A 26,309-nucleotide genomic window follows, 5' to 3' on the forward strand; every position below is an offset into this window, starting at 1 on the left:
TCGCACCTGTTGCTATGGACGAAGGTCTGCGTTTCGCTATCCGTGAGGGTGGTCGTACCGTAGGTGCTGGTGTTGTAGCTAAAATCGTCGAGTAAATCTGGTGATTAAAAGGGCTGATTAAATAGTCAGCCCTTTTGGTTGGTATTCGATGAAAGGGAGGCCCCGCCTGGTGCGGGGCCTCCCTTTGTCTGTGTGCTTGACAGCGATGAGGGGCGTCTGTAGAATTGCGCCTCCTTTTGCTATGGCAACATCGTGTGTCTAGCTTAGTTCTTTAATCTTGGAGTTGTTTGCATCATGCAAAGCCAGCAAATTCGTATTCGCCTTAAGGCGTTTGATCACCGTCTGATCGACCAGTCCACTCAAGAAATCGTTGAGTCTGCCAAGCGTACTGGTGCTCAGGTTCGTGGTCCTATCCCGCTGCCCACTAAAAAAGAGCGTTTCACCATTCTGGTGTCTCCGCACGTCAACAAGGACGCGCGTGACCAGTATGAGATTCGTACTCATAAGCGCCTGCTCGACATCGTTGAGCCTACTGAAAAGACAGTTGACGCGCTTATGAAGCTCGACCTGGCAGCCGGTGTTGAGGTTCAGATTAGCCTGGCGTAATTGCTCAGGTTGATCGATCAAGGTGCATTCGCACTGCGGATGTATTGTTTGGTGTAACGCTCTGAAATGGGCGGCCATAGCGGGTTAAAGCCCCGTACACATAAGAGGTTAAATCAATGACTATTGGATTAGTCGGCAAGAAATGCGGCATGACCCGCGTTTTTACCGAAGACGGCGTATCAATCCCCGTCACCGTTGTTGAAGTTGATCCCAATCGAATTACTCAGGTGAAGACTCAGGATACCGATGGCTACAATGCTATTCAGGTGACCTTGGGTGCTCGTCGTGCTAATCGGGTTTCAAAGCCGATGGCAGGACACTTCGCCAAGGCCAATACCGAAGCCGGTCGTGGTCTGTGGGAGTTTCGTCTGGAAGGTGAAGAATCTTTCCAGGTTGGTGATCAGCTTAGCGTAGACCGTTTCGAAGCCGGTCAAAAAGTTGATGTTACTGGTCAGTCCAAAGGTAAGGGCTTTGCTGGTGCCATCAAGCGTTGGAATTTCAGTATGCAGGATGCCACTCACGGTAACTCGTTGTCGCATCGTGCGCCGGGTTCTATCGGTCAGTGCCAGACTCCTGGTCGTGTGTTCAAGGGCAAGAAGATGTCCGGTCACATGGGTGCTGAACGTGTAACTGTCCAGTCTCTGGAAGTTGTACGTGTTGATGCCGAGCGTAATCTTCTGCTGATCAAAGGTGCGGTACCTGGTGCTCCAGGTGGCGATGTTGTTGTACTGCCTGCTGTTAAAGCGCGCGCCTAAGGGGATTAAGCCATGGATTTAAATGTAAATGGTGCTGGAACCCTTCAGGTTTCCGATAGCACTTTCGCTTGTGAGTTTAACGAGACCCTGGTTCACCAGGCCGTTACAGCTTACCTTGCTGGCGCTCGTCAGGGCTCTCGTGCCCAGAAGACCCGCAGTGAAGTAAGCGGTGGTGGTCGTAAGCCTTGGCGTCAGAAAGGTACGGGCCGTGCTCGTGCTGGAACCATCCGTAGCCCAATTTGGCGCAGCGGTGGTGTGACCTTTGCTGCCAAGCCGCAGGATCACAGCCAAAAGCTCAACAAGAAAATGTACCGCGCTGCTTTGCGCTCTATCCTTTCTGAGCTGGTTCGTCAGGATCGCCTTGTTGTGGTTGAGGATTTCGCGGTTTCTGCGCCCAAGACCAAAGAAGTTATCGCCAAGCTGAAAGAGCTGGGCGTTGAAAAAGCTCTGATCATCGCTGACGCTGTCGACGAAAACCTGTATCTGGGTGCGCGCAACATTGCTCACGTTGATGTGCGTGATGTCAGCGCTGCTGATCCTGTTAGCATGGTCTCGTACGATAAAGTAGTGGCGACCGTTGCTGCTCTGAAGAAGTTTGAGGAGATGCTGGGATGAATCAGGAACGAGTTTTCCAGGTACTGCAAGGTCCACACATTTCCGAGAAAGCGACGCTTCTGGCTGAAACCCAGGGTCAGTACGTTTTCAAGGTATCTAAGGATGCGACCAAGCTAGAGATTAAGAAGGCCGTCGAGCAATTGTTCGAGGTGAAGGTCAAGTCTGTTGCCACACTGAATGTGAAAGGCAAGACAAAGCGTACTGCCCGCGGTATGGGTAAGCGCGCTGACTGGAAAAAGGCTTACGTCCGTCTGGAGCAAGGTCAGGACATCGACTTTGCTGATGCAGAGTAAGGGGTAAAGGTATGGCAATTGTAAAATGTAAACCTACGTCCGCTGGTCGTCGCTTTGTCGTCAAGATCGTTAACCCCGATCTGCACAAAGGTGCACCTTATGCTCCTCTGCTGGAAAAGAAGAGCAAAAATGGTGGTCGTAACAACAATGGACGCATTACTACCCGTCATAAGGGTGGTGGTCACAAGCAGCACTATCGTCTGGTTGATTTCCGTCGTAACAAAGATGGTATCCCGGCGACTGTAGAGCGTATCGAGTACGATCCAAACCGTACGGCTTATATTGCTCTGCTTAAGTATGCTGACGGCGAGCGTCGTTACATCATCGCTGCCAAGGGCGTTAAAGCGGGTGATCAGCTGATCACAGGTGCCGATGCACCAATCAAAGCAGGCAACTGCTTGCCGCTGCGTAACATCCCTGTGGGTAGTGTTATTCACTGTGTTGAGCTTAAGCCAGGTAAGGGTGCACAAATTGCACGCAGTGCCGGTGCTTCGGTTCAGTTGGTAGCCCGTGAAGGCTCTTACGTTACCCTGCGTCTGCGCAGTGGTGAGATGCGTAAGGTGCTGGCCGAGTGTGTCGCCACACTGGGTGAGGTTTCCAACAGCGAACATAACCTGCGTTCTCTCGGTAAGGCTGGTGCTAGCCGCTGGCGCGGTGTTCGTCCGACCGTTCGTGGTGTTGCCATGAACCCGGTTGATCACCCGCACGGTGGTGGTGAAGGTCGTACCTCTGGTGGTCGTCATCCTGTGACACCCTGGGGCGTACCTACTAAGGGTCGTAAGACTCGTAGCAACAAGCGCACGGACAAGATGATTGTTCGTCGTCGCGGGTCTAAGTAATTAAATAGAGGAACCGACAGTGCCACGTTCACTAAAAAAAGGTCCATTTATTGACCTTCATTTGTTGAAGAAGGTTGAGGATGCTGTTGAAAAAAACGACAAGCGTCCCATTAAAACTTGGTCGCGTCGATCTATGATTCTGCCTCAAATGGTCGGTTTGACCATCGCGGTTCATAATGGACGTCAACACGTACCCGTCTTCGTTAACGAAGATATGGTTGGTCACAAGCTGGGCGAATTCGCCGCTACCCGTACATATCGCGGGCATGCTGCGGATAAGAAAGCCAAGAAGCGCTAAGAGGGCATCGAGATGCAAGAAATAGCTGCTGTACATAAAGGCGCTAATATTTCAGCTCAGAAGACTCGCTTGGTTGCTGACCAGATCCGCGGGAAATCAGTTGATGAAGCGCTCAATATTTTGAGTTTTAGCAAGAAAAAAGCGGCTGAGCTGCTCAAGAAGGTTCTTGAGTCTGCCATCGCAAATGCTGAACACAACGAAGGGGCCGATGTTGATGAGCTCAAGGTTACTACCGTCTTTGTAGACGAGGGTAGAACTCTGAAGCGTATTCGACCTCGTGCTAAAGGTCGTGCTGATCGCATCCTCAAGCGGTCTTGCCACATTACTGTCAAGGTTGCTGAGAAATAAGGAGACGATCAGATGGGTCAGAAAGTACATCCTACTGGCATTCGCCTCGGTATCGTCAAGGATCATACCTCTGTATGGTACGCCGACGGCCGGGAGTATGCGGACAAGCTGATTACCGATTTGCAGGTTCGCGAGTATATCCAGGAGAAGCTGAAAAGCGCCTCCATTAGCCGTGTGGACATTCATCGTCCATCACAGAGCGCACGCATCACCATCCACACTGCCCGTCCCGGTATCGTGATTGGTAAGAAAGGTGAAGATGTTGAGAAGCTGCGCGCTGAAATTTCCAAGATGATGAACGTGCCTGTGCACATCAACATCGAGGAAGTTCGTAAGCCTGAGCTGGACGCCATGCTCGTTGCGCAGAACATTTGTGGTCAGTTGGAGCGTCGTGTGATGTTCCGTCGTGCCATGAAGCGTTCTGTGCAGAACACCATGCGTCTGGGTGCCAAGGGAATCAAAATTCAAATCAGCGGCCGCCTCGGTGGTGCTGAGATTGCCCGCACCGAGTGGTACCGGGAAGGTCGTGTACCTCTGCACACTTTGCGTGCAGATATCGACTACGCCAACTACGAAGCTATGACTACGTACGGCATCCTGGGTGTTAAGGTTTGGATCTTCAAAGGCGAAGTTATTGGTGGCGCTCAACAAGAAGTTGAAGCCCCGAAACCCGCCAAGAAGAAAGCGGCTAAATAAGGAGTACGCATATGTTAATGCCAAAGCGTACGAAGTTTCGTAAGCAACAGAAGGGCCGCAACCGCGGTCTGGCTCAGCGTGGCAGTAAAGTCAGCTTCGGTGAGTATGCTCTGAAAGCAACCGGTCGTGGTCGTATCACCGCTCGTCAAATCGAAGCGGCGCGTCGTGCCATGACTCGTCACATCAAGCGTGGTGGTAAAATCTGGATTCGGGTTTTCCCCGATAAGCCAATTACCGGTAAGCCGCTTGAAGTGCGTCAGGGTAAGGGTAAAGGTAACGTTGAATACTGGATTTGCCAGATTCAGCCAGGCCGTGTTTTGTACGAAATGGAAGGTGTTTCCGAAGAGCTGGCTCGTGAAGCTTTTGCTCTGGCTGCAGCTAAGCTGCCTGTTGAAACCACCTTCGTTAAGCGGACGGTGATGTGATGAAAGCAACAGAACTGCGTGAAAAATCTGTCGAGGAGCTGAACACTCAGCTTCTGACATTGCGCCGCGATCAGTTTAACTACCGCATGCAATTGGCGACCGGTCAGCTTGGCCAGTCTCACTTGCTGAAGCAAGTTAAGCAGGATATCGCTCGGGTCAAAACTGTGCTTAATGAGAAAGCAGGTAACTAAGATGGCTGACACAGAAAAGAAAGTGCGCACTCTTAGCGGCAGGGTAGTAAGCAACAAGATGGAGAAATCCATCACGGTTCTCGTTGAGCGCCAGGTGAAGCACGACATTTACGGTAAGTACATGAAGCGCTCTACTAAGTTGCATGCCCATGACGCAAATAATGAGTGCAATATTGGTGATGTAGTGACTATTCGCGAAACCAAGCCTTTTTCGAAGACTAAGTCTTTCGAGCTGGTTTCTGTCGATGAGAAAGCTACTCAGATCTAAATTGGATCTAGTCTCGGGCTGGTGAGGCCCGAGTACGGAGAAAGAAGATGATTCAAACACAATCAATGCTTGATGTTGCTGATAACAGCGGCGCTCGTCGAGTTATGTGTATCAAGGTCCTGGGTGGTTCCCACCGTCGTTATGCCGGTGTAGGTGACATCATCAAGGTGACCGTTAAGGAAGCGATTCCTCGTGGTAAGGTCAAGAAGGGCCAGGTTATGAACGCTGTTGTCGTACGTACTCGTAAGGGTGTGCGTCGTCCAGATGGGTCTCTGATCCGTTTTGACGGCAACGCTGCAGTACTGCTCAACGCCAGTAACCAGCCGATTGGTACACGTATCTTCGGACCTGTTACTCGTGAGCTGCGCGGTGAACAGTTCATGAAGATTATTTCTCTCGCACCTGAAGTGCTGTAAGGAGAGGATTCGAACATGCGTAAAATCAAAAAAGACGATGAAGTCATCGTTATTGCGGGAAAAGACAAGGGTAAGCGCGGCAAAGTCGTAAAAGTAAACGACGATGGCAAGCTTATCGTGTCTGGTATCAATATGGTGAAGAAGCACACCAAGCCTAACCCAATGCTGGGTAAGCCTGGTGGCATCGTAGAGAAGGAGGCCGCTATTCAAGCCTCTAACGTCGCCATTTTTAATCCCGAAACTCAAAAAGCTGACCGTGTTGGTTTTGATGGGGCAGGCAAGGACAAAGTCCGTGTCTTTAAGTCCAGTAAGTCGAAAATCGACGGTTAATTTGGCTAGGTAACGATCATGGCAAGATTAAAAGAGATCTATAACAATGAGCTGGTACTTAAGCTGAAAGAAGAGCTGAGTCTGGCTAATGTAAACGAGGTGCCGAAAATCACCAAGATCACCCTGAACATGGGTCTTGGCGAAGCGGTAGCGGACAAGAAGGTCATCGAGCACGCAGTAGCTGACATGGAGAAGATCGCCGGTCAAAAAGCTGTTGTGACAAAGGCTCGTAAATCTGTAGCGGGCTTTAAGGTTCGTGAAGGTTGGCCGATTGGCGTTAAGGTAACTCTGCGCAGTGAGCGCATGTATGAGTTCCTGGATCGCCTGCTGTCTATGTCCATTCCTCGTATCCGTGATTTCCGTGGCCTGAATGCTAAGTCATTCGACGGTCGTGGAAACTACAGCATGGGTGTTAAAGAGCAGATCATGTTCCCGGAAATCGATTACGATCAGATCGATACTATCCGCGGGCTTGATATCACTGTTACTACCTCTGCTCGTACAGATGACGAAGGTCGGGCGCTGTTAAAAGCGTTCAACTTCCCATTTAGAAACTAGGAAGGCGTAGTCTTATGGCAAAAATTGCAATGAAACAGCGTGAGCTGAAGCGTACTCGTACTGTTGAAAAGTACGCCGCCAAGCGAGCTGCTGTGAAGGCTGTATTGGCTGATACGAACGCAACCGAAGAAGAGAAGTGGGATGCCCAGATTGCGCTGCAGAAAATGCCGCGCGATGCGAGCCCTGCTCGTCAGCGTAACCGCTGCCGGGTAACTGGTCGTCCACACGGTTATCTTCGCAAGTTCGGCCTTAGCCGAATCAAGCTTCGTGAAGCCGCAATGCGTGGTGATGTTCCCGGCCTGGTCAAGGCCAGCTGGTAAGTCACTGAATTTCGTTTAGGAGAATTTAGACATGAGTATGCAGGACCCGTTAGCAGATATGCTAACTCGTATCCGTAATGCCCAGATGGCAGAGAAAGCCTCTGTCAGCATGCCCTCCTCCAAGATCAAGGTCGCCGTGGCCCAGGTCCTGAAGGATGAAGGCTATGTGGGAGATGTTTCTGTCGAGGGTGAAGGTAAGCCAGTGTTGAGCATTGCGCTCAAGTACTTTGAAGGCAAGCCGGTGATCGAGGAGCTTAAGCGCTCTAGCCGTCCCGGTCTGCGTGCCTACTCCGGCAAGTCAGATCTTCCCAAGGTCAATGGCGGCCTGGGTGTTGCCATCGTCTCCACCAACCGTGGTGTGATGACTGACCGTGCTGCTCGCGCTGCTGGCGTGGGTGGTGAAATTTTGTGCACCGTATTCTAAGGGGGAACTATGTCTCGAGTAGCTAAAGCCCCAGTAGAAATCCCGAGCGGTGTTGAAATCACTCTTAACGGACAGGATCTGTCTATCAAGGGTGGCAAGGGTACTCTGCAGCTGGGCATTCACGGAAATGTTGAAGTCAAGCAGGAAGAGAATGTACTGACTTTTGCGCCACGCGATGGTGCTAAGCAGTCTCGTGCGCTGGCGGGTACTACCCGTGCGTTGGTCAACAACATGGTTGTTGGCGTAACCCAGGGTTACGAGAAAAAATTGCAGTTGATCGGTGTTGGTTATCGTGCGGCGTCCAAGGGTAACACTTTGAACCTTACCCTCGGTTTCTCGCATCCGGTAAATTACGACCTTCCCGAAGGTGTAACTGCAGAAACACCAAGCCAGACTGAAGTTGTTATCAAAGGTATCGACAAGCAGTTGGTTGGACAGGTTGCGGCTGAGATTCGCGCGTTCCGTCCGCCTGAGCCTTATAAGGGCAAGGGTGTTCGCTATGCTGACGAATATGTACGTCGTAAAGAGGCTAAGAAGAAGTAAGGTGGGGCATTGATATGAGCGTTAAAAGAGAATCCCGTTTGCGTCGTGCCCGCCGTGCTCGCTTTAAAATGCGTGAACTCGGCGCGGTACGTCTCAGTGTGCATCGTTCCAATCAACACATCTATGCTCAGCTGATTGCTGGGGAAGGTGACAAAGTGTTGGCCAGTGCTTCTACGCTGGATAAGGAACTGCGTGAAGGTGCGACCAGTAATGTTGAAGCGGCTCAAAAAGTCGGTGCTCTAATTGCAGAGCGCGGCAAGGCTGCAGGCATTTCCAAGGTTGCGTTTGATCGTTCCGGTTACAAGTATCACGGTCGTGTGAAGGCTCTAGCAGATGCCGCTCGCGACGGTGGTCTGGAATTCTAAGGGTAGAAACATGGCGAACAACGAACGTAAAAGTGACGAAGGTTACATCGAGAAACTGGTTCAGGTTAACCGTGTTGCCAAGACCGTTAAAGGTGGTCGTATCTTCGGTTTTACCGCACTGACAGTAGTTGGTGATGGTAACGGTAAGGTTGGCTTCGGTCGCGGCAAGGCACGTGAAGTGCCGGTTGCCATCCAGAAAGCGATGGAAAATGCACGTCGCAATATGATTGAGGTGGATCTCGACGGTACTACTTTGCAGTACCCGGTTAAGGCCCGCCACGGCGCATCCAAGGTTTACATGCAGCCAGCATCTGAAGGTACCGGTGTTATCGCCGGTGGTGCGATGCGTGCTGTACTGGAAGTTGCCGGTGTCCATAACGTACTGGCCAAGTGCTACGGATCGACAAATCCTGTGAACGTCGTTTATGCGACCTTCAAGGGTTTGAAAGAGATGCGTGCACCTGCGTCGGTGGCTGCCAAGCGTGGCAAGTCTGTCGAAGATATTCTGGGGTAGAACAATGGCTGAGAAAACGATCAAAGTAACTCTGGTCCGCTCAACCAACGGTCGCCTTAAGAATCACAAGGCTTGTGTCCTTGGTCTTGGGCTGCGCCGTATTGGTCACACTGTAGAAGTGGAAGACACTCCTTCAGTGCGCGGTATGATCAACAAAGTATCTTACATGGTACAGGTTGAGGGAGAGTAATTATGGAACTTAATACCCTTGCACCTGCTCCTGGTAGCCGTAAGGCCGGCAAACGTGTCGGTCGTGGTATCGGTAGCGGATTTGGTAAGACCTGTGGCCGTGGTCACAAAGGTCTGAAGTCCCGTTCGGGTGGTAGTGTAAAGCCTGGGTTTGAAGGGGGTCAGCAGCCGCTGGCTCGCCGTCTTCCCAAGTATGGCTTTAGCTCACGCCTGGCTCGTGTAACTGCCGAGGTTCGTTTGAACGAACTGGCATTGGTAGAAGCTGATGTGATTGATGTTGAAGCCCTTAAGGCTGCCAACATTATTAACAACAGCATGCTGCGTGCGAAGGTTGTGTTGTCTGGCGAGATCACCAAGGCTGTAACCCTGAAAGGGTTGCGTGTCACTAAAGGTGCTCGCGCTGCAATTGAAGCTGCCGGCGGTAAGATCGAGGAATAAATGGCTAAGAAAGGATCATCCCCTGCAATGGGTAATCAAAGCGGCCTCAGTGAACTGTGGGCCCGTCTACGCTTTGTCTTATTGGCAATTGTCGTTTATCGGATCGGTGCTCACATTCCGGTTCCGGGTATAAACCCGGACCGACTGGCGCAGCTCTTTAACCAGAACGAAGGGACTATCCTTAGCCTGTTCAATATGTTCTCGGGTGGTGCTCTGGAGAGAATGTCTGTTCTCGCCCTGGGCATCATGCCGTACATATCGGCATCGATCATCATGCAGTTGATGTCGGTTGTCAGTCCACAGCTTGAGCAGTTGAAAAAAGAAGGTGAAGCTGGGCGTCGCAAGATCAGTCAGTACACCCGTTACGGTACCGTGCTTTTGGCATTGGTGCAGGGTTTCGGGATGACGGTTGGTCTGGCGAACCAGGGTATCGCTTTCTCAGCAGACGCAAGCTTCTACTTTGTCGCGATCACTACCTTTGTTACCGGTGCCGTCTTTATGATGTGGCTGGGTGAGCAGGTGACCGAGAAAGGGATTGGTAACGGCATCTCGATTCTGATTTTCGCAGGTATCGTAGCAGGTCTGCCCGGAGCTATCGGGCAGTCTTTTGAGTCGGCACGTCAGGGTGATATCAACATCATTGCCCTGCTGGCGATTGCTACACTGGCTATCGTAGTTATCGGTTTTGTTGTCTTCGTTGAAAGAGGCCAGCGCCGTATTACAGTTAACTACGCCAAGCGCCAGCAAGGCCGTAAGGTTTTTGCAGCGCAAACCAGTCACCTGCCTCTGAAGGTAAACATGGCGGGTGTTATCCCGGCTATCTTTGCCAGCAGCATCCTACTGTTCCCGGCATCGATCGGTCAGTGGTTTGGTCAGAGTGAAGGAATGGAATGGTTGCAGGATATCGCCTTGGCGATAGGCCCTGGCCAGCCGCTGAACATTGTCTTGTTCTCGGCCGGTATCATCTTCTTCTGCTTCTTCTACACTGCGTTGGTGTTTAACCCGAATGATGTGGCCGACAACTTAAAGAAGTCGGGCGCCTTTATTCCCGGTATTCGTCCCGGTGAGCAGTCTGCGCGTTATATCGATAGCGTGTTGACTCGGCTGACCTTGTTCGGTGCTCTTTATATGACTGCTGTGTGTCTGCTTCCGCAGTTCCTGGTAGTCGCATGGAACGTACCGTTCTACCTTGGTGGAACTTCATTGTTGATCGTGGTTGTGGTGGTGATGGACTTTATGTCTCAGGTACAGTCACACCTGATGTCACATCAGTATGAATCCTTGATGAAGAAATCTAACCTGAAGGGCTATGGTAGCGGCGGCCTGCTGCGCTAAGTCTGACCGGTTAGCTTTGGAGTAGATTATGAAAGTTCGTGCATCAGTGAAGAAGATCTGCAGAAACTGCAAGATCATTCGTCGCAACGGTTCCGTCCGTGTTATCTGCAGTGCTGAGCCTCGCCACAAGCAGCGCCAGGGCTAAACAGATAACGGATCCGCAAGTTTACCGCCTGATCAGCTGTGCTGGTCAGGCGGTTGATTTATTAATCATCAGAAGGTATGCTGTCCCGCCTTTTGGGATGGCCCCTGTTTTGGGGTGCCTTTGTCCGTAAAAATATGGAGTAAATTGAATGGCCCGTATAGCTGGCGTCAATATTCCAGATAACAAACACGCTGTTATCTCTCTTACCTATATCTATGGTGTAGGTAAAACAACTGCTCAGCAGCTGTGCGTGGAAACCGGAATTGATCCGGTCGCCAAAATCAGCTCTTTGAGCGAAGATCAGGTTGATACGCTTCGCTCTGCCGTTTCCAAGCTGAACACCGAAGGTGATCTGCGTCGGGAAGTGAGCATGAACATCAAGCGTCTCATGGATTTGGGTTGCTACCGCGGTCTGCGTCATCGTCGCAGTCTTCCACTTCGCGGCCAGCGTACCAAAACCAACGCGCGTACTCGTAAGGGTCCTCGCAAGCCGATTCGCAAGTAAAATACTTGGGCTTGCTTTGGCAGGCGCTGAGTCAATTATTTAAAACAGGAATGATTCTGATATGGCAAAGCCAGGTACTAGATCACGTAAAAAGGTGAAAAAGACGGTTGTTGACGGGGTTGCCCACATCCACGCGTCTTTTAACAATACTATCGTGACCATTACCGATCGTCAGGGTAACGCATTGTCCTGGGCCACCGCTGGTGGTTCTGGTTTCCGTGGTTCTCGTAAGAGCACCCCGTTCGCAGCTCAGGTAGCTGCCGAGCGTGCAGGAAATGCGGCCGCTGAATACGGTCTGAAGAATTTAGACGTCTGTGTAAAAGGACCTGGCCCAGGCCGGGAATCTGCTATACGCGCTCTAAATGCTTGTGGTTACAAAATCACCAACATTACCGATGTGACACCGATACCTCACAACGGTTGTCGTCCACCCAAGAAGCGCCGCGTGTAAGCAGGAGACGGTTAAATGGCTAGATATATAGGTCCCAAGTGTAAACTGTCTCGTCGCGAAGGTACTGATCTGTTCTTGAAGAGTGGCGCTCGTGCGCTGGACTCCAAGTGTCAGCTCGAAACACCTCCCGGACAGCATGGTCAGCGTCGTACACGTTTGTCTGACTACGGTCTTCAGTTGCGTGAGAAGCAAAAAGTTCGTCGTATCTACGGCGTGCTCGAAAAGCAGTTCCGTAACTACTACAAGGAAGCTGATCGCCTCAAGGGCGCCACAGGTGTCAACCTGCTTCAGCTTCTCGAATCTCGTCTCGATAACGTTGTGTATCGTATGGGATTTGGTTCTACTCGTGCCGAAGCGCGTCAGTTGGTAAGTCACAAATCTATCACCGTAAACGGTAAGACAGTGAATATTCCTTCTTACCAGGTTAAGAGTGGTGATGTTGTCGCTATCCGCGAAAAGTCCAAGACGCAGCTGCGCATTAGCTCTGCTCTGGAGTTGGCGGCACAGCGTGGTAATCCTGAGTGGGTTGATGTTGACTCCAGCAAGAAAGAAGGTGTCTTCAAATCCATTCCTGAGCGCAGCGATCTGTCAGCCGAGATCAACGAAAACCTGATCGTCGAGCTTTACTCCAAGTAAGGGATAGACTTTAAGTAGGGTATTACATCCATGCAGAGTTCCGTAACCGATTTTCTAACTCCCCAGCGCATCGACGTTCAGGAGATTAGCGCTACCCGTGCCAAGGTGACACTGGAGCCTCTCGAGCGAGGCTTTGGCCACACCTTGGGTAACGCCCTGCGCCGCATTCTGCTCTCTTCTATGCCCGGCTGTGCCGTGGTTGAAGTTGAGATCGACGGCGTAGAGCACGAATACAGTGCCCTGGAAGGTGTGCAGGAGGATGTAATTGAGATCCTGCTTAACCTGAAAGGTGTAGCGATCAAAATGCACGAGCGTGATGAAGCTGTCCTGACCCTGACTAAAAAGGGTGAGGGTGCAGTGACTGCTGCTGATATCCAGCTTGATCACAGTGTTGAGATCGTAAATCCCGATCACGTTATCGCCAACCTGGCTCCGGCCGGTGAGCTTACTATGAAGCTCAAGGTGCAGCGTGGTCGTGGCTATGAGCCCGCCGATTCTCGTGCCAGTGACGAAGATGAAACCCGCTCTATTGGTCGCTTGCAAATCGACGCAACTTACAGCCCCGTTCATCGCGTGGCTTATGTTGTCGATAGCGCCCGTGTAGAGCAGCGTACCGACCTCGACAAGCTGGTACTGGACCTCGACACCGATGGCACCCTGGATCCTGAAGAAGCAATTCGCCGTGCAGCTACTATCTTGCAGCAGCAGTTGGCGACCTTTGTTGACCTGCAGGGACCGGGCGAGCCTGTACAGGAGCAGAAGGAGGATGAAGTCGATCCTATCCTGCTGCGTCCAGTAGATGATCTGGAGCTGACCGTTCGTAGCGCCAACTGCCTGAAGGCAGAGAACATTTACTACATTGGTGACCTGATCCAGCGTACCGAAGTCGAGCTGCTGAAAACGCCTAACCTGGGTAAGAAGTCTCTTACCGAGATTAAAGACGTTCTCGCTTCTCGCGGTTTGTCACTGGGAATGCGGCTGGATAACTGGCCGCCGGCAAGTTTGAAGAACGACGATCGGGCTTCTGCCTAACGTCTTTGTAACCAGATTAGTACTCTGGTAAGGAATTTGAGTTATGCGTCATCGCAAGAGTGGTAGAAAGCTTAACCGTACCAGCTCGCACCGCAAGGCAATGTTTCAGAACATGACCTGCTCTTTGGTCGAGCATGAAGTGATCAAAACCACGCTAGCCAAGGCCAAAGAGTTGCGCCGTGTGGCTGAGCCTATGATCACCCTGGCTAAGCAAGATTCCGTAGCTAATCGTCGTCTGGCATTTGATCGCCTGCGTGATAAAGCTGCTGTTGGTAAGTTGTTTGCCGAAATCGGTCCTCGCTACACAGAGCGTCCCGGTGGTTACATTCGCATTTTGAAATGTGGATTCCGTACCGGTGACCAGGCCCCTATGGCCTTTGTTGAGTTGGTCGATCGTCCAGAGCCTGTTGAGGCTGCTGACGAAGAGTAAGTGGTAACACTACAAAAAAGCCGAGCTTATGCTCGGCTTTTTTGTTTCTGGGGAATGGTTATGTCTGCTGCAGCGCAAGAACTAAAACAGCTACTGGTAGTACTTAATCCGGCTGCCGGGCCTCGTAAACGTGCCTTGCTGGATCTTACTCTGGCCTACCTGAAAGTCCGTGGTTGGGATGTCGAGTTGTTTGAAACCGCGGCGGCGGGTGATGCCCAACACCATGTCCAGCAATATTCCGGCGATGCCAGTATTGTTATTGCCGCGGGTGGTGACGGTACGGTCAACGAAGTTATTAATGGTTTGAGCTTGAGACGTGAGCCATTAATACTGGCCATTGTACCTCTGGGTACCACCAATGTCGTGGCGAAAGAGCTGGACCTGCCCGCCACCGCTGAAGGTCTTGCGCAATTGATTGATAAACGAAAGGTAAAGGATTGCTATTGGCCAGAAGTTAATGGCCGCCTGTTCGCTTTCTCGTTGGGTGTGGGTTTTGACGCGTCAGTGGTATCGGCAGTGAATCTCAATCTGAAACGGCGCCTGGGTAAGCTTGCCTATGCCGTGGCAGCAATCAAGCCCTTATGGCAGTGGCGCAGTCGTGGATACCGGGTGACTATTGACGGTAAAGAGCGGCGCGCAGATTCACTGTTGGTTAGCAATGGACGTTATTACGCCGGTCGTTATGTGGTTGCGGCTGAAATGGATGTGAGCCAACCGAGTGTGCAGGTGTTGTTGATATCCGCTGCCGGGCCAGGCGCGCTGGTCTCGGCTTTACTAAGGCTGCCGCTTGGAGGATTTGAATCTGGTAAAAGAGTGTCTTCATTCTCCGCGAAAACGCTTACGGTCGAGCGTCGAGGCAACGATGAAATTTTACAGGTGGATGGAGATGCCGCTGAGTCGTTGCCCCTAAAAGTTGAGGCCGGCACTAAGCCAATGCCGGTTATCTGTGGCTATTAATCGGCGTTAGGGGAGTAACCACGTCGTAGCAGATCGATACAGAGTCGGACGAAGTCGACTGAAGTGACAATGCCAACAATCTTTTTATCTTCAAGCACAGGCAGGCAGCCGTGTTTACTGTTCAGGAAAAAGCGCCCGGCTTCTTCGAGCGAGGTGTCCGGTGTTGCGCTGACAACGCCGCTGGAATAGACCTCTTTCACCTGGATGCCGTTGCCGAGATTGGCAAGATCAACGTCACCGCTGGTTTTAGCGAGATAGAAGGCTTCTCGTAATACATGCTTTTGAGACAACAAACCCAGAAACTGCCCGGTGTTACTGTCGATCACTGGCAGGTGTCTGATGTTGTGTTGGGTCATCAGTGTATTGACCAGCTTTAGCGAATCGGTTTCCAGGCAGCTGATGACATCTCGCGTCATGATGTTGGCAACGCTTTGTTCGCTCATAACTAACCTCCAGTGATCTGACCTTAAATTATGTCACTATAAATAAGCATAGCTCGCTTTAGTTATTATCAGTGTTGATTTGATTATCGGGCAAGTATTGGTTTAAGAAAACGGCCGGTGTGAGAGGTTTTTTGTTTCGCGACGCGCTCCGGTTTGCCTGTCGCAACAATTTCTCCACCACCGTCTCCTCCTTCGGGCCCTAGATCGACTACCCAATCCGCAGTCTTGATGACATCCAGATTGTGTTCGATGACGACGACCGTGTTGCCGTGGTCACGCAAACGGTGGAGTACTCCCAGCAGCTGGCGAATATCATGGAAGTGCAAGCCGGTCGTAGGTTCGTCCAGTATGTAGAGTGTTTTACCGGTATCGCGTTTGGACAGCTCCTTCGCAAGCTTGACTCGCTGAGCTTCACCGCCGGATAAGGTGGTCGCATTCTGTCCCAGGTGAACGTAGGTCAGGCCAACGTCCATTAAGGTTTGCAGCTTGCGTTTGATGGCTGGCACCGCATCGAAAAACAGGAGCGCATCTTCGATGGTCATCTCAAGTACTTCGTCGATGCTTTTACCCTTGTAACGAATATCAAGAGTTTCCCGGTTGTAACGCTTTCCTTTACAGACATCGCAAGGAACGTAGATGTCAGGCAGGAAATGCATCTCAACCTTGATAACGCCATCGCCTTGACAGGACTCGCAGCGACCGCCTTTGACGTTGAAACTGAAGCGACCGGGCTTGTAGCCGCGGGAGCGCGCTTCCTGGGTGCCCGCGAACAGTTCGCGAATACCGGTAAAAATCCCGGTATAGGTAGCAGGGTTTGAACGAGGGGTTCGGCCAATCGGACTCTGGTCGATGTCGATGCATTTATCAAAGTGCTTTAACCCGCTTATTCGTTTGTGAGGGGCAGCGGTGAGCGTCGTGGCGCCATTCAATTCGGTCGCGCACAACGGATACAGGGTACCGTTAATCAGGGTGGATTTTCCTGAGCCAGAGACACCCGTGACACAGGTCATCAGGCCAACCGGAATGCTCAGATCAACCTTCTTCAGATTATTCCCGCTAGCACCGATCAGTTTCAGAAGGCGCTTATCGTCGACCGCCGTACGGGTTTTCGGGATGGCGATCTCTTCTTTACCCGTCAGATATTTTCCCGTTAGCGATGCCGTGTTTCTCATTACCGCTTTGGGCGTGCCTTGGGCAACAATTTCTCCGCCGTGGACACCGGCGCCAGGACCTATATCTACCACGTGGTCGGCCAGGCGAATGGCATCTTCATCGTGTTCTACGACAATCACCGTGTTACCCAGATCCCTCAGGTGAGTGAGTGTCTTGAGCAGACGTTCGTTATCCCGTTGGTGCAGGCCGATAGAAGGCTCATCCAGAATGTACATAACGCCAACCAACCCGGCACCAATCTGGCTGGCCAGTCGAATTCGTTGGGCTTCGCCCCCCGATAAGGTATCGGCGCTGCGGTCCAGAGTCAGGTAGTTGAGGCCAACGTTGACCAGGAAGTGCAGGCGCTCACGAATCTCTTTCAGGATCTTTTCGGCAATTTCACCTTTGCGCCCTTCGAGTGACAGGGTATCGAAATACTCCAGTGCCGCGCCGACCTGCATAGAGGTCAGTTCCGGCAGGTTTTCCTGGGCGATATACACGTGGCGGGCATCGCGACGCAAGCGACTGCCATGGCAGGAGGGGCAAGGTTGGGTGCTAAGGTATTTGGACAGCTCTTCACGCACGCTTTGGGATTCAGTGTCACGATAGCGGCGTTCCATATTGGGAATAATGCCCTCGAAGTGATGCTTGCGTTGCATAACATCACCGCGATCATTGACGTAATTGAAGTTGATCTCTTCGTCGCCACTGCCATACAAAATATGTTGTTGGTGTTGTTTGTCGAGCTCGTTAAAGGGTGTGTCGATATCGAACTTGTAATGTGTGGCCAGGGAAACCAGCATCTGGAAGTAATACACGCTGCGTCTATCCCAGCCGCGGATAGCGCCTTCTGCGAGCGTCGAGTCTGGATGTGAAATGATGCGTGAGCCATCGAAAAACTGTTTGACTCCAAGGCCATCGCAAGAGGAGCAAGCGCCGGCCGGGTTATTAAACGAAAACAGTCGTGGTTCCAATTCATTGATGCTGTGACCGCAGGTAGGGCAGGCAAAGCGGGCGGAAAACACCAGCTCTTTCTGATCGCCATCCATAAAGGCGATCAGAGCGATTCCGTCGGCGAGATTAAGCGCCGTTTCAAAGGACTCAGCTAGCCTGAGCTGCAAATCGTTGCGAACCTTGAAACGGTCCACCACAACATCAATGCTGTGTTTCTTGCGTTTATCCAGAGTCGGGGGCTGATCAAGGTCCACCACAATACCGTTCACCCGTGCACGTACGAAACCCTGAGTGCGCAGTTCGTGGAAAACATGGAGGTGCTCGCCCTTGCGCTCTTGCACGACGGGAGCCAGCAGCATGAGCTTGCTGCCTTCTTCCAGGGCCAGTACCTGATCCACCATCTGGCTGACGGTTTGTGCCTCAAGTGGCAAATCGTGGTCGGGGCAGCGTGGCGTTCCGGCACGAGCAAACAGTAGACGCAGGTAATCATATATTTCGGTAATGGTGCCCACGGTGGAGCGGGGGTTATGGCTGGTCGACTTTTGCTCAATTGATATGGCCGGAGATAAGCCTTCAATATGGTCAATGTCGGGTTTTTCCATCATGGAAAGGAACTGGCGCGCATAGGTCGACAGTGATTCGACGTAGCGGCGCTGGCCTTCGGCGTAAAGGGTGTCAAAGGCGAGCGAGGATTTGCCTGAACCGGATAACCCGGTAATAACAATCAGCTTGTCTCGTGGAATCTCTATATCGATATTCTTCAGATTGTGGGTGCGGGCACCCCGTACGACGATATTCTCCACGCTTCCTCCAATGTTGGGCTGACGTCAACCGAACCCCGGAGTATAAACGCTTTGCCCTCACCAAGCAGCTTGATTAGGGAGAAATCAGCGTTAGTGATTGCTCGTATTAGCTGCTAAAATTCGACCCCTTTTTAGCCATGACGAAATCTGGGCAGGTAATCATCTATGGACAGTACGGAACTCAAAGCGACAGCCTCGCTGGCGTCTGTATTTGCGTTCCGGATGTTAGGCCTGTTTATGGTGTTGCCGGTATTGGCGATTTATGGTGATGAACTTCAGGGTGCCTCTCCGGCACTGATTGGCGTGGCGATCGGTGGTTATGGTTTAACCCAGGCGCTACTGCAGATTCCCTTTGGCATGTTGTCCGATCGGATCGGTCGCAAGCCGGTGATTATTGCCGGTCTGTTGTTGTTTGCCGCCGGTAGTTTGTTGGCAGCTGGTTCGGAGAGCATCTATGGTGTTATCGCCGGACGTTGTTTGCAGGGGGCCGGAGCAATTGCCAGTACGGTGTTGGCGTTACTGTCCGATTTGACCCGGGAACAGAACCGCACCAGGGCGATGGCACTGGTGGGGATGAGCATCGGCTTATCGTTTTGTGTTGCCATGGTTGCCGGACCCCTGATTACCGCCTGGTTCGGATTGACGGGATTGTTTCTGGTAACGGCCTTGTTGTCGTTGTTTGCCTTGATGATCATTCTCTGGCTGGTGCCGACGCCACGCGTGTTGCGTTCTCATAGCGATACCCTGGCGGTGCCTGGTCAGTTCCGGAAGATACTGTCCAATCCGCAGCTGTTGCGTCTGGATTTTGGTATTTTTATGCTGCATGCGGTCTTGATGGCGCTGTTTGTTGCGGTCCCCCAGGCTTTGGTGAGTGAGGCGGGCTTGCCGCGTGAACAGCATTGGTGGGTCTATCTGCTGTGCTTGCTGACCTCCTTCTTCGCCATGGTGCCATTTATCATTCTGGGCGAGAAAAAACGCCAGTTAAAGGCGGTGTTTGTGGGGGCGGTGGGTTTATTGACCCTCAGTGAGCTAAGCTTTCTGGTCAGTTATGGCGCCTTGTGGCCGCTGATTGGCAGTCTGTTTTTGTTCTTTATGGCTTTCAACTTGTTGGAAGCTACCCTGCCGTCGCTGATTAGCAAGTTGGCCCCCGCTGGAAGTAAGGGAACGGCAATGGGGGTCTATTCTACCGGCCAGTTTCTGGGTGCGGCATTGGGCGGCATGGCGGGTGGTGTGATCTATCAATATTACGGATTTGAGGGGGTTTTCGCGTTGGCGGCCATTGGGTCTGCGATTTGGTTTGCATTCAGTGCTACCATGGCGCAACCCCCGTATTTGAGTAGTATGGTTGTAGGGCTCGGTGCTGCCCAGGATGACCCGGAGACGGTTGCAGCAGCATTGACCAAAGTGTTAGGAGTGGTCGAGGTGGTGGTGATTCGCGAAGAGTTAGCGGCCTACCTCAAAGTAGATAATGATCGGCTGGATACCGAAGCGCTTGCGGCGCTCGGGGTGATTGCCGACTAGCGATTGAAGTATCAGGAGAATTTCATGCGTGGTGTAAATAAGGTCATAATTGTCGGCAATCTGGGCGCCGATCCCGAAGTTCGCTATATGCCAAACGGAAACGCGGTGGCTAATTTGAGTGTGGCGACCAGCGAGCAATGGAAAGACAAAAACACCGGGCAGCCCCAGGAAAAGACGGAATGGCATCGAGTGGTCATGTTTGGTAAGTTGGCCGAGATCTCGGGCCAATACTTGCGCAAGGGCTCCAAGGTGTATCTGGAAGGTAAGTTACAAACCCGCAAGTGGCAGGACCAGCAAGGTCAGGATCGCTACACCACCGAGGTCGTGGTTGATATTAATGGTCAGATGCAGATGCTCGACGGCCGTAGTGATAATAATGCGAGCCAGGGTGGCAGCTACCAGCAGCCACAGCAACCAGCGACCCAAACTGCGCAGGGTAATTATCAACAGGCGGCACCGCAACAACCTGCGGCCAACCAGGGTTTCCAACAGCCACAACAAGCCCCTCAGCAGCAGCAACCGCGCCAGTCGCAACCTGCACAGGGTGGTTTTCAACAGCCTGTTCAGGGTCAGCAGCCAGCTCAGCAGCAACCGGCCGCAGGCGGTTTCGATGACTTTGACGACGATATTCCTTTTTAGGGGCCGTCCCAAACTGCCATTGCAAGCGTTATTAAAAAGCCCCTGCTGTCAGGGGCTTTTGAGTTTTAATGGCTACAAAGTGGTTTTTAAAACAGTGCCGGATTCTACTTTCTAGTCCTTATTTTCCAGCCAGTTCTTATCGGCCTGTAAGAAGTCGTTCAGCAGCTGTGCCAATGCCGGGTACAAAGATGGTTTGTCATCGCTCTGGCTGCGTTGGCAATCCTGATTCCAGCGGGGTAACCAGCTCAGCAGGTGATCGCAAATGATCTGTTTTTGTTGACGCTTTTCCGTTTCTATAGTTTTGCAGCGACTGGCTTTTAAGGCGAGATTGCCTAATAGGTCGAGAACGATGGCCAGGTGGTCAGCAGGCTCCTTAAAGTGGGCATCCAGCCGCACCTGGTGTTCATTGAGCAAAGCCAGCATATCTTGATGGGGCTGTTGATAAAGCAGCTTGTCCTTGCTTAGGTAATAGGATGCGTAAGGCGGCGCACTGGCTTTGCCATCGGTTAAAAACAGGGTGGCAAAGTCAGCAGCCAATTCCAGTCGAGCATTGGGGTGCGTAGCGATCTGCACGATTGCTTGCTTCAGCTGTTCAGCCGAAACTGACAGGCTTTCATCTTGTGCTAGCTCGCCCAGCAGTTGCTCGCCTTCGTGTCCTGACAGAGCTCGCCACTGTGTTTCTGATAACTCTTGGCTAAACAGTGACGAAAACCACCAATACAACGCGGCGCGGGTCTCCATCGTAGGGTGCTCGGATGCCCCATCGGCGTGTTGGCATTGCTCGCTTACGGATGACTGCATTTCTGATATCCCGTGGCTTCTGACTAGAGAGGAGGCTCGAGCGATTATGCTTCTATTTCTGTAGGTCCACCAAACGAGGTAACCCTGGGAGCCTTGCTTCGGAAAGGCTCAATACTCACCTGGCAGGTGTTGGCTACGGTTGCCTGAGCAAGTTTCGAGCTGCCCAAGTCCTGAGTCAGGGTGTTAGGGTCACCGTAGGTGTCCAGCGAGCCGACCTCTGCACCCATGGGGCCGTACCAGGCTCCTTCATAAATGCGAACTACACCGGGAGGGAAGCGATCGCTTACCCGTGCCCCGGCAAGCAATTGTCCCCGGTCGTTGAAGACCCGCACCAGATCGCCATCCTGTATGCTGTATCGTTTGGCGTCCTCGGGGCTGATATAAATAGGTTCCCGCCCCTGCACGCTGTAGGTGGCCCGGTAGGCTTCGGAGTCACACATTTGTGAGTGCAGACGTTGGTCCGGGTGGCAGGATTGTAGCCATAGTGGATGTTTGTCGGACATGGGGCCGCCGTGGGAGCGTTCATTTTTTTCCATCCACATCGGGTGTCCCTGGCAGTCGTCGTAACCATAACGGGCGATCTGTCGGCTGAATATTTCGATAAATCCGGATGGTGTACCGAGGGAATTGATCTCGGGGTCCTCGCGGAAAGAGCCCTGACGCACAAAGTCTGTATTACCCTCAAATCGCACCAGGCCCTGTTGCCAGAAGGTGGTGAAATCGGGCATTGGGTGAGTATCTTTGTTGGCGGCACGACAATCGTTGTAAAGCTTCTCCACCCACTCCATTTCATCAAGCCCCCGGGTGTACTCCTTATGGCGGTCAAAGCGGCGGCAGAGATCGGTCATGATGTCGAAGTCGCTGCGGGACTGATAGAGTGGGTCAACCAGTTTGTGCATGGCGAGGACTCCACGCTTACTGTAAGACCCGTAAGCGTCCAGATCGTTACGCTCATATTGGGTGCAGGCGGGTAGGACTATATCGGCAAAGCGACAGGTAGCCGTCCAGGTAAAATCGATAGCGACCACTGTTTCCAGCTTTTGAAAAGCCTGTTTCATCCGGTTGCGATCCTGGTGGTGATGCCAGGGATTATTGCCCGAAAAAACCATCATTTTTAATTCGGGCAGGGTGACAGTGCTACCGTTGTAATCGATTTTTTTGCCAGGCTCCAAAATAGCATCTACCCAGCGGGCAACTGGAATGGTTTTACTGTATTGGCCAAAGTCCTCTTTATCGTGTTCCCGTTTGCTGCCCTGGTCCGGATTGAGCGGGAAGGCGCCGGGTGTTGCCGCGCCGCTGGCGGGCACACCAATTGAGCTGTAATGGTGGGCATAGCTGACACCGCCGCCGGGCAAGCCGATTTGTCCCAACATCGCAGCCAGCACGGCGCCCATCCAGTAAGGTTGCTCGCCATGTTGTTGGCGCTGGATGCTCCAACCAAACAGTAGTTGAGTGCGTTGGCTTGCCATGGTGCGTGCCAGTTCCTGAATGCGTGCAGCGGGCACGCCACAAATCGCTTCAGCCCAGGCCGGTGTTTTTGCGGTTTTGTCCTCTCCTTCACCGAGCAGATAGGGTACAAAACGTTCGAAACCCAGAGTGTAGGTATCCAGGAAAGATTGGTCATGAAGTTCTTCGGTATAGAGGGTATAGGCGATCGCCAGCATCATGGCGACATCGGTATGAGGGTGAATATATTGTTGCTCACAATCGAGCATCAGTTGGGTTTTGGTTTTGACTGGATCAATCGAGATGACACGGGTCTCGCCGGCAGCTACTTTTTGCTTGAGCTGATCCAGGTAGCCATAGGATTCGTGAGTTTCACAGTTCCAGCCAACTTGCAGGTTTTTTGCCGGATCATTCGCCCAGAGCACGATGAGCTTGCTGTGCTCGAGAATCAAGGGCCAGGAGGTGCCTTGGGCGTAGACCTCTGTAGAACCCAGAATGTAAGGTAATATCGTTTGACCGGCGCCGGTAGAATAATCACCAATTTTCTTGATGTAGTGTCCATGCATGCTGACCGCACGTTGCATATGGTTGTTGCAGCTGTGCATTTGCCCGGTTTGACGCCAGCCTGTTTGACCTGCGTGCAGTGCCCAGGGGCCGTATTGGGTTTGCACGCGTTCCAGCTCTTCGTAGAAAAGGTCCAGGGCCTGGTCCCAGGTGACACGAATAAAACGATTGTCCCCACGAGTGGCGGGGTTTGCCTGTAGGCGATTCATGTACCATTCATAACGCACCATCGGGTAACGTATGCGTGAAGGGCTGTAGATAATACCTTGAATGCCTTTAAGCATATCCGTCGGGTGTGCGTCGCCTTCCAGGGCTTTGATGGTAGTGACAGTACCTCGTTCTATTTTGGCCCGGAATGCCCCCCAGTGGGATCCGCTGACTTTCCAGGTTTCCTGTGCCGCTTCCGTTTTTCCGGCAACTAACAGGCTCGAACTGATCATGGTCGTGGCGCTGGTGGCTAGCAGTCCTTTTAGAAATTCTCGTCTGGAAATGCTCATCAGATGCTCTCCTTAGTGCGCGCTATCGTCAAAATCGGATGAATGGTTTTGCAAATATTTCAGCACCAGATCCTGAGTGTCGTCGTCGAGATTGACGAAGGAGATCATGCCGTAGAACATTCCTGGCCAAGCGTTACTGTTGAAATGATTTTCATCGGGCTGGGCGTGACAAATGCTGCAGTTATTGACATAAATTTCGCCGGCTTCTTGCCACAGAACCTTTTTATTGGAAACTAACCCTTCGGTCTTCATCCAGAGTTGAGTGCTAATCCGTTGCCAGGGTAAGCCAGTCAAATCATCCTCTTTGATTTCAAAGCCAGAGACGAGTTTTGTGTCGGTGGAAACGGTTTTGGTCAGGGTGGCTTCGCGGATATTGCGGCCAAAATCGGCATTGATCACGCGGCCAAATCCTTTTTTCTTTCTCCAGCCGGCCAGCTCAACCAGTATACTGTCGCCTTCCCGCTTGACGACCGATACCTTGCTGGCGCTGTTCAGCTGTCCTGCTGTTTGCTGTAGTGAAGCGTCTGTATAAAGCGGGAGTTTACGAATGCTGTACAGTTCGGCGCCGGATTCGTAATTAGTGCCTTCAGAGATCGGTTGCAGGGCAGCCAAAGCGCCTGAGGCTGCGCTCATATTTTCGGGTAGTTGGTGGGCAATTCCTTTATGACAGTCGATACAGCTTTGATCATTTTCAGCGGCGCGATGCATTCTGGCCTGAGCATTTTTCGACATGGCCTCGAATTTCATGCTGCCATAATCGTGGCAATTTTTGCATTCCAGTGAGCCGTTGGCAGAAAGGCGTTTCCATTCATGGCTCGCCAGTTCAAGGCGTTTGGCAAGGAATTTTTCGCGCGTATTGATAGTGCCAAAAATGGTTCCCCAAACCTCCTTGCTGGCTTGCATCTTGCGGGCAATCTTATCGGTCCAATTGTGAGGTACGTGGCAGTCAGGGCAGGTGGCTCGAACCCCGGAAGGATTGGACCAGTGCACTGTTTGTTGTAATTCTTGATAAACGTTATCTCGCATTTCGTGGCAGCTGATGCAAAACGTCTCGGTGTTGGTGGCCTCGAGTGCCGTGTTGAAACCGCCCCAGAAGATGATGCCAGCAAGAAATCCGCCCAGAGTTAATACGCCAAGACTAATATGTTTGGCCGGTGTCGATACGACCCGCCAATAGGACAAGATACGTGACAGCATATTGTTTCTCCTGCATCCACTGGGTGGTGTTATGCATTAGGGATGGCGTTTATTGCAGCATCCAGATAATAAATCCATAGCCCCCTACCAATATGACTGACAGGATCGGGAACATAAGCACGGTGATAAACAGAAAGGAGAGCCATTCTGCGCGCGAGCTGGTATTTTCATTCTCTATTGGTGAACTCATGAGCGTTCCATAAAAAAAGATAGAGGCTTCGAGCCAAGAGTGTTTCAGGTTTGCTTTCTAGGAAAGATTAGCAGTGGCTGTTAAATATTCCAGCCGGTCTCGGCAAGGGTGGAGCTATACCCCAAAAATCCCTGCTGGTACTGATTCGGTTGGAGGATCGTTGCTTGGTAAGCTGGGCTTGGTAGAGTACTTTGTAGCTATTGTCTTTATGGGGAATGGATCATGTATAACAATAAAATGGTATGGATTACTGGGGCATCATCGGGCATTGGAGAGGCCTTAAGTTATCAGTTTGCGGCTCAGGGGGCCGGATTGGTTTTATCGGCACGACGAGAAGCAGAGCTTGAGCGTGTTAAGTTGGAATGCATTGATAGGGGTGCCGATGCCAGTCGGGTGTGGGTAATGCCTTTGGATGTGGCGAAGGTAGATACGCTGCCTCAAATTGTTGAACATGTCTGGTCCGAGTGTGGACCCGTTGATCTCCTTATTAATAATGCCGGCATTTCACAGCGTTCGCTGTGCAAGGACACTGACATAGAGGTATACCGGAGGTTGTTGGATGTCGATGTGTTGGGGCAAATTGCACTGACACGTGAGTTGCTGCCGTATTTGCTAGAGCGCGGGAGCGGTCAGCTGGCGGTGACTTCCAGTGTCGCGGGCAAGGTGGGCGTCAAATACCGTACCGGCTACTGCGCTGCCAAGCACGCGGTGCTGGGTTTTTTTGATGCGCTGCGGGCTGAGGTAAGCGAGAGTGGCTTGTCGGTTTCCACGATTATCCCCGGCTTTATTAAAACCGATGTGGCAAGGAATGCATTAGTCGGTGATGGCGAAGCCTGTGGTGAAACAGATGCAGATATTGAGGGTGGTATGAATGTGACCCGTTGCGCGAAAGTGATCGTGAAAGGGTTGGCTGCCCGGTGTCCGGAAATAGTCGTCGGGGAAGGTAAGGAGATGAAGATTCTTTGGTTAAAGCGCTTGTGGCCCAGTCTGGTCTATAAACTGGTGGCTCAGAGGGTATGAGAAATGCCAAGTCTAGGTAGTTATACCTAAAGTGACATCGAAACGAAAAAAGCCGGTTGACGGCTCTGCCCGAGCATATATAATGCGCCTCCCTTACAGCAGCAGGGGCCCCGGAAGCGGTGGTTTGATGTTGTTGCAAGAAACCTTTTCAGGGTGTGTT

General features: G+C 51.9%; 39 protein-coding genes. 33 read left to right on the forward strand and 6 right to left on the reverse strand.

Annotation, left to right across the window (positions count from 1 at the left end):
- From MIB40_RS16195 to MIB40_RS16340, 30 genes are all read left to right on the forward strand, one after another.
- Positions 1–95 (forward strand): EF-Tu C-terminal domain-related protein (locus tag MIB40_RS16195; RefSeq protein ID WP_454892287.1); only part of this gene is annotated, 95 nt, incomplete at its 5' end.
- A 199-nt stretch (positions 96–294) separates the two neighbouring features.
- Positions 295–606: a 30S ribosomal protein S10 gene (rpsJ, locus tag MIB40_RS16200; protein WP_249696414.1), complete on the forward strand. Its 312-nt coding sequence runs from the start codon at positions 295–297 to the stop codon at positions 604–606.
- A 116-nt stretch (positions 607–722) separates the two neighbouring features.
- Complete coding sequence (gene rplC / locus MIB40_RS16205) at positions 723–1,361, forward strand: 50S ribosomal protein L3 (protein ID WP_249696416.1); 639 nt, start codon at positions 723–725, stop codon at positions 1,359–1,361.
- Positions 1,362–1,373: 12 nt separating this feature from the next.
- Positions 1,374–1,976 (forward strand): 50S ribosomal protein L4, encoded by a 603-nt coding sequence (gene rplD, locus MIB40_RS16210; RefSeq protein WP_249696418.1) that lies wholly within the window; start codon positions 1,374–1,376, stop codon positions 1,974–1,976.
- Entirely contained in the window at positions 1,973–2,269 is a 297-nt protein-coding gene (gene rplW / locus MIB40_RS16215) for a 50S ribosomal protein L23 (RefSeq protein WP_249696420.1), read from the forward strand. Before rplD ends, rplW begins: the two co-directional genes overlap by 4 nt.
- A gap of 11 nt (positions 2,270–2,280) precedes the next feature.
- Entirely contained in the window at positions 2,281–3,108 is an 828-nt protein-coding gene (gene rplB / locus MIB40_RS16220) for a 50S ribosomal protein L2 (RefSeq protein ID WP_249696422.1), read from the forward strand.
- A gap of 19 nt (positions 3,109–3,127) precedes the next feature.
- Positions 3,128–3,406, forward strand: a complete 279-nt coding sequence (gene rpsS, locus MIB40_RS16225) for a 30S ribosomal protein S19 (RefSeq protein WP_125018406.1) — start codon at positions 3,128–3,130, stop codon at positions 3,404–3,406.
- A gap of 12 nt (positions 3,407–3,418) precedes the next feature.
- The gene (gene rplV / locus MIB40_RS16230) at positions 3,419–3,754 is read left to right on the forward strand and encodes a 50S ribosomal protein L22 (protein ID WP_249696424.1); all 336 of its coding nucleotides are present in this window, start codon (positions 3,419–3,421) and stop codon (positions 3,752–3,754) included.
- A 12-nt stretch (positions 3,755–3,766) separates the two neighbouring features.
- The gene (gene rpsC, locus MIB40_RS16235) at positions 3,767–4,450 is read left to right on the forward strand and encodes a 30S ribosomal protein S3 (protein ID WP_249696426.1); all 684 of its coding nucleotides are present in this window, start codon (positions 3,767–3,769) and stop codon (positions 4,448–4,450) included.
- A gap of 11 nt (positions 4,451–4,461) precedes the next feature.
- Positions 4,462–4,875 (forward strand): 50S ribosomal protein L16, encoded by a 414-nt coding sequence (gene rplP / locus MIB40_RS16240; protein ID WP_249696427.1) that lies wholly within the window; start codon positions 4,462–4,464, stop codon positions 4,873–4,875.
- Complete coding sequence (gene rpmC, locus MIB40_RS16245; RefSeq protein ID WP_249696429.1) at positions 4,875–5,066, forward strand: 50S ribosomal protein L29; 192 nt, start codon at positions 4,875–4,877, stop codon at positions 5,064–5,066. The genes rplP and rpmC overlap by 1 nt, the downstream gene beginning before the upstream one ends.
- 1 nt (position 5,067) lies before the next feature.
- Entirely contained in the window at positions 5,068–5,334 is a 267-nt protein-coding gene (rpsQ, locus tag MIB40_RS16250; RefSeq protein WP_249696431.1) for a 30S ribosomal protein S17, read from the forward strand.
- A 47-nt stretch (positions 5,335–5,381) separates the two neighbouring features.
- On the forward strand, positions 5,382–5,750 hold the full coding sequence (gene rplN / locus MIB40_RS16255) for a 50S ribosomal protein L14 (protein WP_125018417.1): 369 nt from the start codon (positions 5,382–5,384) through the stop codon (positions 5,748–5,750).
- 15 nt (positions 5,751–5,765) lie between these two features.
- On the forward strand, positions 5,766–6,080 hold the full coding sequence (rplX, locus tag MIB40_RS16260; protein WP_249696434.1) for a 50S ribosomal protein L24: 315 nt from the start codon (positions 5,766–5,768) through the stop codon (positions 6,078–6,080).
- Between the two features lie 18 nt (positions 6,081–6,098).
- The gene (rplE, locus tag MIB40_RS16265; protein WP_249696435.1) at positions 6,099–6,638 is read left to right on the forward strand and encodes a 50S ribosomal protein L5; all 540 of its coding nucleotides are present in this window, start codon (positions 6,099–6,101) and stop codon (positions 6,636–6,638) included.
- A 14-nt stretch (positions 6,639–6,652) separates the two neighbouring features.
- Entirely contained in the window at positions 6,653–6,958 is a 306-nt protein-coding gene (rpsN, locus tag MIB40_RS16270) for a 30S ribosomal protein S14 (RefSeq protein WP_249696437.1), read from the forward strand.
- Positions 6,959–6,989: 31 nt separating this feature from the next.
- A complete protein-coding gene (gene rpsH, locus MIB40_RS16275) occupies positions 6,990–7,382 on the forward strand; it encodes a 30S ribosomal protein S8 (protein ID WP_249696439.1) in 393 nt (130 codons plus the stop codon).
- A 9-nt stretch (positions 7,383–7,391) separates the two neighbouring features.
- Positions 7,392–7,925 carry a 50S ribosomal protein L6 gene (gene rplF / locus MIB40_RS16280; RefSeq protein ID WP_249696441.1) on the forward strand — a complete coding sequence of 178 codons (534 nt, stop codon included), beginning with the start codon at positions 7,392–7,394 and terminating at the stop codon, positions 7,923–7,925.
- Positions 7,926–7,939: 14 nt separating this feature from the next.
- The gene (gene rplR / locus MIB40_RS16285) at positions 7,940–8,290 is read left to right on the forward strand and encodes a 50S ribosomal protein L18 (RefSeq protein WP_249696443.1); all 351 of its coding nucleotides are present in this window, start codon (positions 7,940–7,942) and stop codon (positions 8,288–8,290) included.
- Positions 8,291–8,300: 10 nt separating this feature from the next.
- The gene (gene rpsE, locus MIB40_RS16290; protein ID WP_249696446.1) at positions 8,301–8,804 is read left to right on the forward strand and encodes a 30S ribosomal protein S5; all 504 of its coding nucleotides are present in this window, start codon (positions 8,301–8,303) and stop codon (positions 8,802–8,804) included.
- Between the two features lie 4 nt (positions 8,805–8,808).
- Positions 8,809–8,994: a 50S ribosomal protein L30 gene (rpmD, locus tag MIB40_RS16295; protein WP_249696448.1), complete on the forward strand. Its 186-nt coding sequence runs from the start codon at positions 8,809–8,811 to the stop codon at positions 8,992–8,994.
- 2 nt (positions 8,995–8,996) lie between these two features.
- The gene (rplO, locus tag MIB40_RS16300) at positions 8,997–9,431 is read left to right on the forward strand and encodes a 50S ribosomal protein L15 (RefSeq protein ID WP_249696450.1); all 435 of its coding nucleotides are present in this window, start codon (positions 8,997–8,999) and stop codon (positions 9,429–9,431) included.
- Positions 9,432–10,766, forward strand: coding sequence for a preprotein translocase subunit SecY (secY, locus tag MIB40_RS16305; RefSeq protein ID WP_249696452.1), 1,335 nt, complete (start codon positions 9,432–9,434; stop codon positions 10,764–10,766). It abuts the gene before it with no gap.
- Between the two features lie 28 nt (positions 10,767–10,794).
- On the forward strand, positions 10,795–10,911 hold the full coding sequence (gene rpmJ, locus MIB40_RS16310) for a 50S ribosomal protein L36 (RefSeq protein ID WP_249696454.1): 117 nt from the start codon (positions 10,795–10,797) through the stop codon (positions 10,909–10,911).
- 148 nt (positions 10,912–11,059) lie between these two features.
- Complete coding sequence (rpsM, locus tag MIB40_RS16315) at positions 11,060–11,416, forward strand: 30S ribosomal protein S13 (protein ID WP_249696456.1); 357 nt, start codon at positions 11,060–11,062, stop codon at positions 11,414–11,416.
- 61 nt (positions 11,417–11,477) lie between these two features.
- Positions 11,478–11,867, forward strand: a complete 390-nt coding sequence (gene rpsK, locus MIB40_RS16320; protein ID WP_249696458.1) for a 30S ribosomal protein S11 — start codon at positions 11,478–11,480, stop codon at positions 11,865–11,867.
- A 15-nt stretch (positions 11,868–11,882) separates the two neighbouring features.
- Positions 11,883–12,503 carry a 30S ribosomal protein S4 gene (rpsD, locus tag MIB40_RS16325; protein ID WP_249696460.1) on the forward strand — a complete coding sequence of 207 codons (621 nt, stop codon included), beginning with the start codon at positions 11,883–11,885 and terminating at the stop codon, positions 12,501–12,503.
- Positions 12,504–12,533: 30 nt separating this feature from the next.
- Positions 12,534–13,535 (forward strand): DNA-directed RNA polymerase subunit alpha, encoded by a 1,002-nt coding sequence (locus tag MIB40_RS16330; RefSeq protein WP_249696462.1) that lies wholly within the window; start codon positions 12,534–12,536, stop codon positions 13,533–13,535.
- Positions 13,536–13,578: 43 nt separating this feature from the next.
- Positions 13,579–13,965 (forward strand): 50S ribosomal protein L17, encoded by a 387-nt coding sequence (gene rplQ / locus MIB40_RS16335; RefSeq protein ID WP_249696464.1) that lies wholly within the window; start codon positions 13,579–13,581, stop codon positions 13,963–13,965.
- A 60-nt stretch (positions 13,966–14,025) separates the two neighbouring features.
- Positions 14,026–14,922 (forward strand): diacylglycerol/lipid kinase family protein, encoded by an 897-nt coding sequence (locus tag MIB40_RS16340; RefSeq protein ID WP_249696466.1) that lies wholly within the window; start codon positions 14,026–14,028, stop codon positions 14,920–14,922.
- On the opposite strand, the gene MIB40_RS16345 is transcribed toward MIB40_RS16340, so the two are convergent.
- A complete protein-coding gene (locus MIB40_RS16345) occupies positions 14,919–15,365 on the reverse strand; it encodes a CBS domain-containing protein (protein ID WP_249696468.1) in 447 nt (148 codons plus the stop codon). The genes MIB40_RS16340 and MIB40_RS16345 overlap by 4 nt on opposite strands.
- A gap of 83 nt (positions 15,366–15,448) precedes the next feature.
- Positions 15,449–18,274, reverse strand: a complete 2,826-nt coding sequence (gene uvrA / locus MIB40_RS16350; protein WP_249696471.1) for an excinuclease ABC subunit UvrA — start codon at positions 18,272–18,274, stop codon at positions 15,449–15,451.
- A gap of 165 nt (positions 18,275–18,439) precedes the next feature.
- On the opposite strand from uvrA, the gene MIB40_RS16355 reads away from it, so the two are divergent.
- Both MIB40_RS16355 and ssb read left to right on the forward strand, forming a co-directional pair.
- A complete protein-coding gene (locus MIB40_RS16355; RefSeq protein WP_249696473.1) occupies positions 18,440–19,795 on the forward strand; it encodes an MFS transporter in 1,356 nt (451 codons plus the stop codon).
- A gap of 24 nt (positions 19,796–19,819) precedes the next feature.
- On the forward strand, positions 19,820–20,434 hold the full coding sequence (gene ssb, locus MIB40_RS16360; protein WP_249696475.1) for a single-stranded DNA-binding protein: 615 nt from the start codon (positions 19,820–19,822) through the stop codon (positions 20,432–20,434).
- A gap of 111 nt (positions 20,435–20,545) precedes the next feature.
- Here the strand turns inward: ssb and torD are convergent, their stop codons facing one another.
- Genes torD through MIB40_RS16380 form a run of 4 tightly spaced genes read right to left on the reverse strand, consistent with a single transcriptional unit; the run spans position 20,546 to position 25,129 of the window.
- A complete protein-coding gene (gene torD, locus MIB40_RS16365; RefSeq protein WP_249696477.1) occupies positions 20,546–21,235 on the reverse strand; it encodes a molecular chaperone TorD in 690 nt (229 codons plus the stop codon).
- Between the two features lie 44 nt (positions 21,236–21,279).
- A complete protein-coding gene (gene torA, locus MIB40_RS16370) occupies positions 21,280–23,742 on the reverse strand; it encodes a trimethylamine-N-oxide reductase TorA (RefSeq protein ID WP_249696479.1) in 2,463 nt (820 codons plus the stop codon).
- Positions 23,743–23,754: 12 nt separating this feature from the next.
- Positions 23,755–24,939 (reverse strand): pentaheme c-type cytochrome TorC, encoded by a 1,185-nt coding sequence (gene torC / locus MIB40_RS16375; RefSeq protein WP_249696481.1) that lies wholly within the window; start codon positions 24,937–24,939, stop codon positions 23,755–23,757.
- A gap of 49 nt (positions 24,940–24,988) precedes the next feature.
- On the reverse strand, positions 24,989–25,129 hold the full coding sequence (locus tag MIB40_RS16380) for a periplasmic nitrate reductase, NapE protein (protein WP_249696483.1): 141 nt from the start codon (positions 25,127–25,129) through the stop codon (positions 24,989–24,991).
- Positions 25,130–25,351: 222 nt separating this feature from the next.
- On the opposite strand from MIB40_RS16380, the gene MIB40_RS16385 reads away from it, so the two are divergent.
- Complete coding sequence (locus tag MIB40_RS16385) at positions 25,352–26,149, forward strand: SDR family oxidoreductase (protein ID WP_249696485.1); 798 nt, start codon at positions 25,352–25,354, stop codon at positions 26,147–26,149.
- The last annotated feature ends 160 nt before the right edge of the window (positions 26,150–26,309 follow it).

It is taken from the genome of Aestuariirhabdus haliotis (assembly GCF_023509475.1).
GTDB classification, from domain to species: Bacteria; Pseudomonadota; Gammaproteobacteria; order Pseudomonadales; family Aestuariirhabdaceae; genus Aestuariirhabdus; species Aestuariirhabdus haliotis.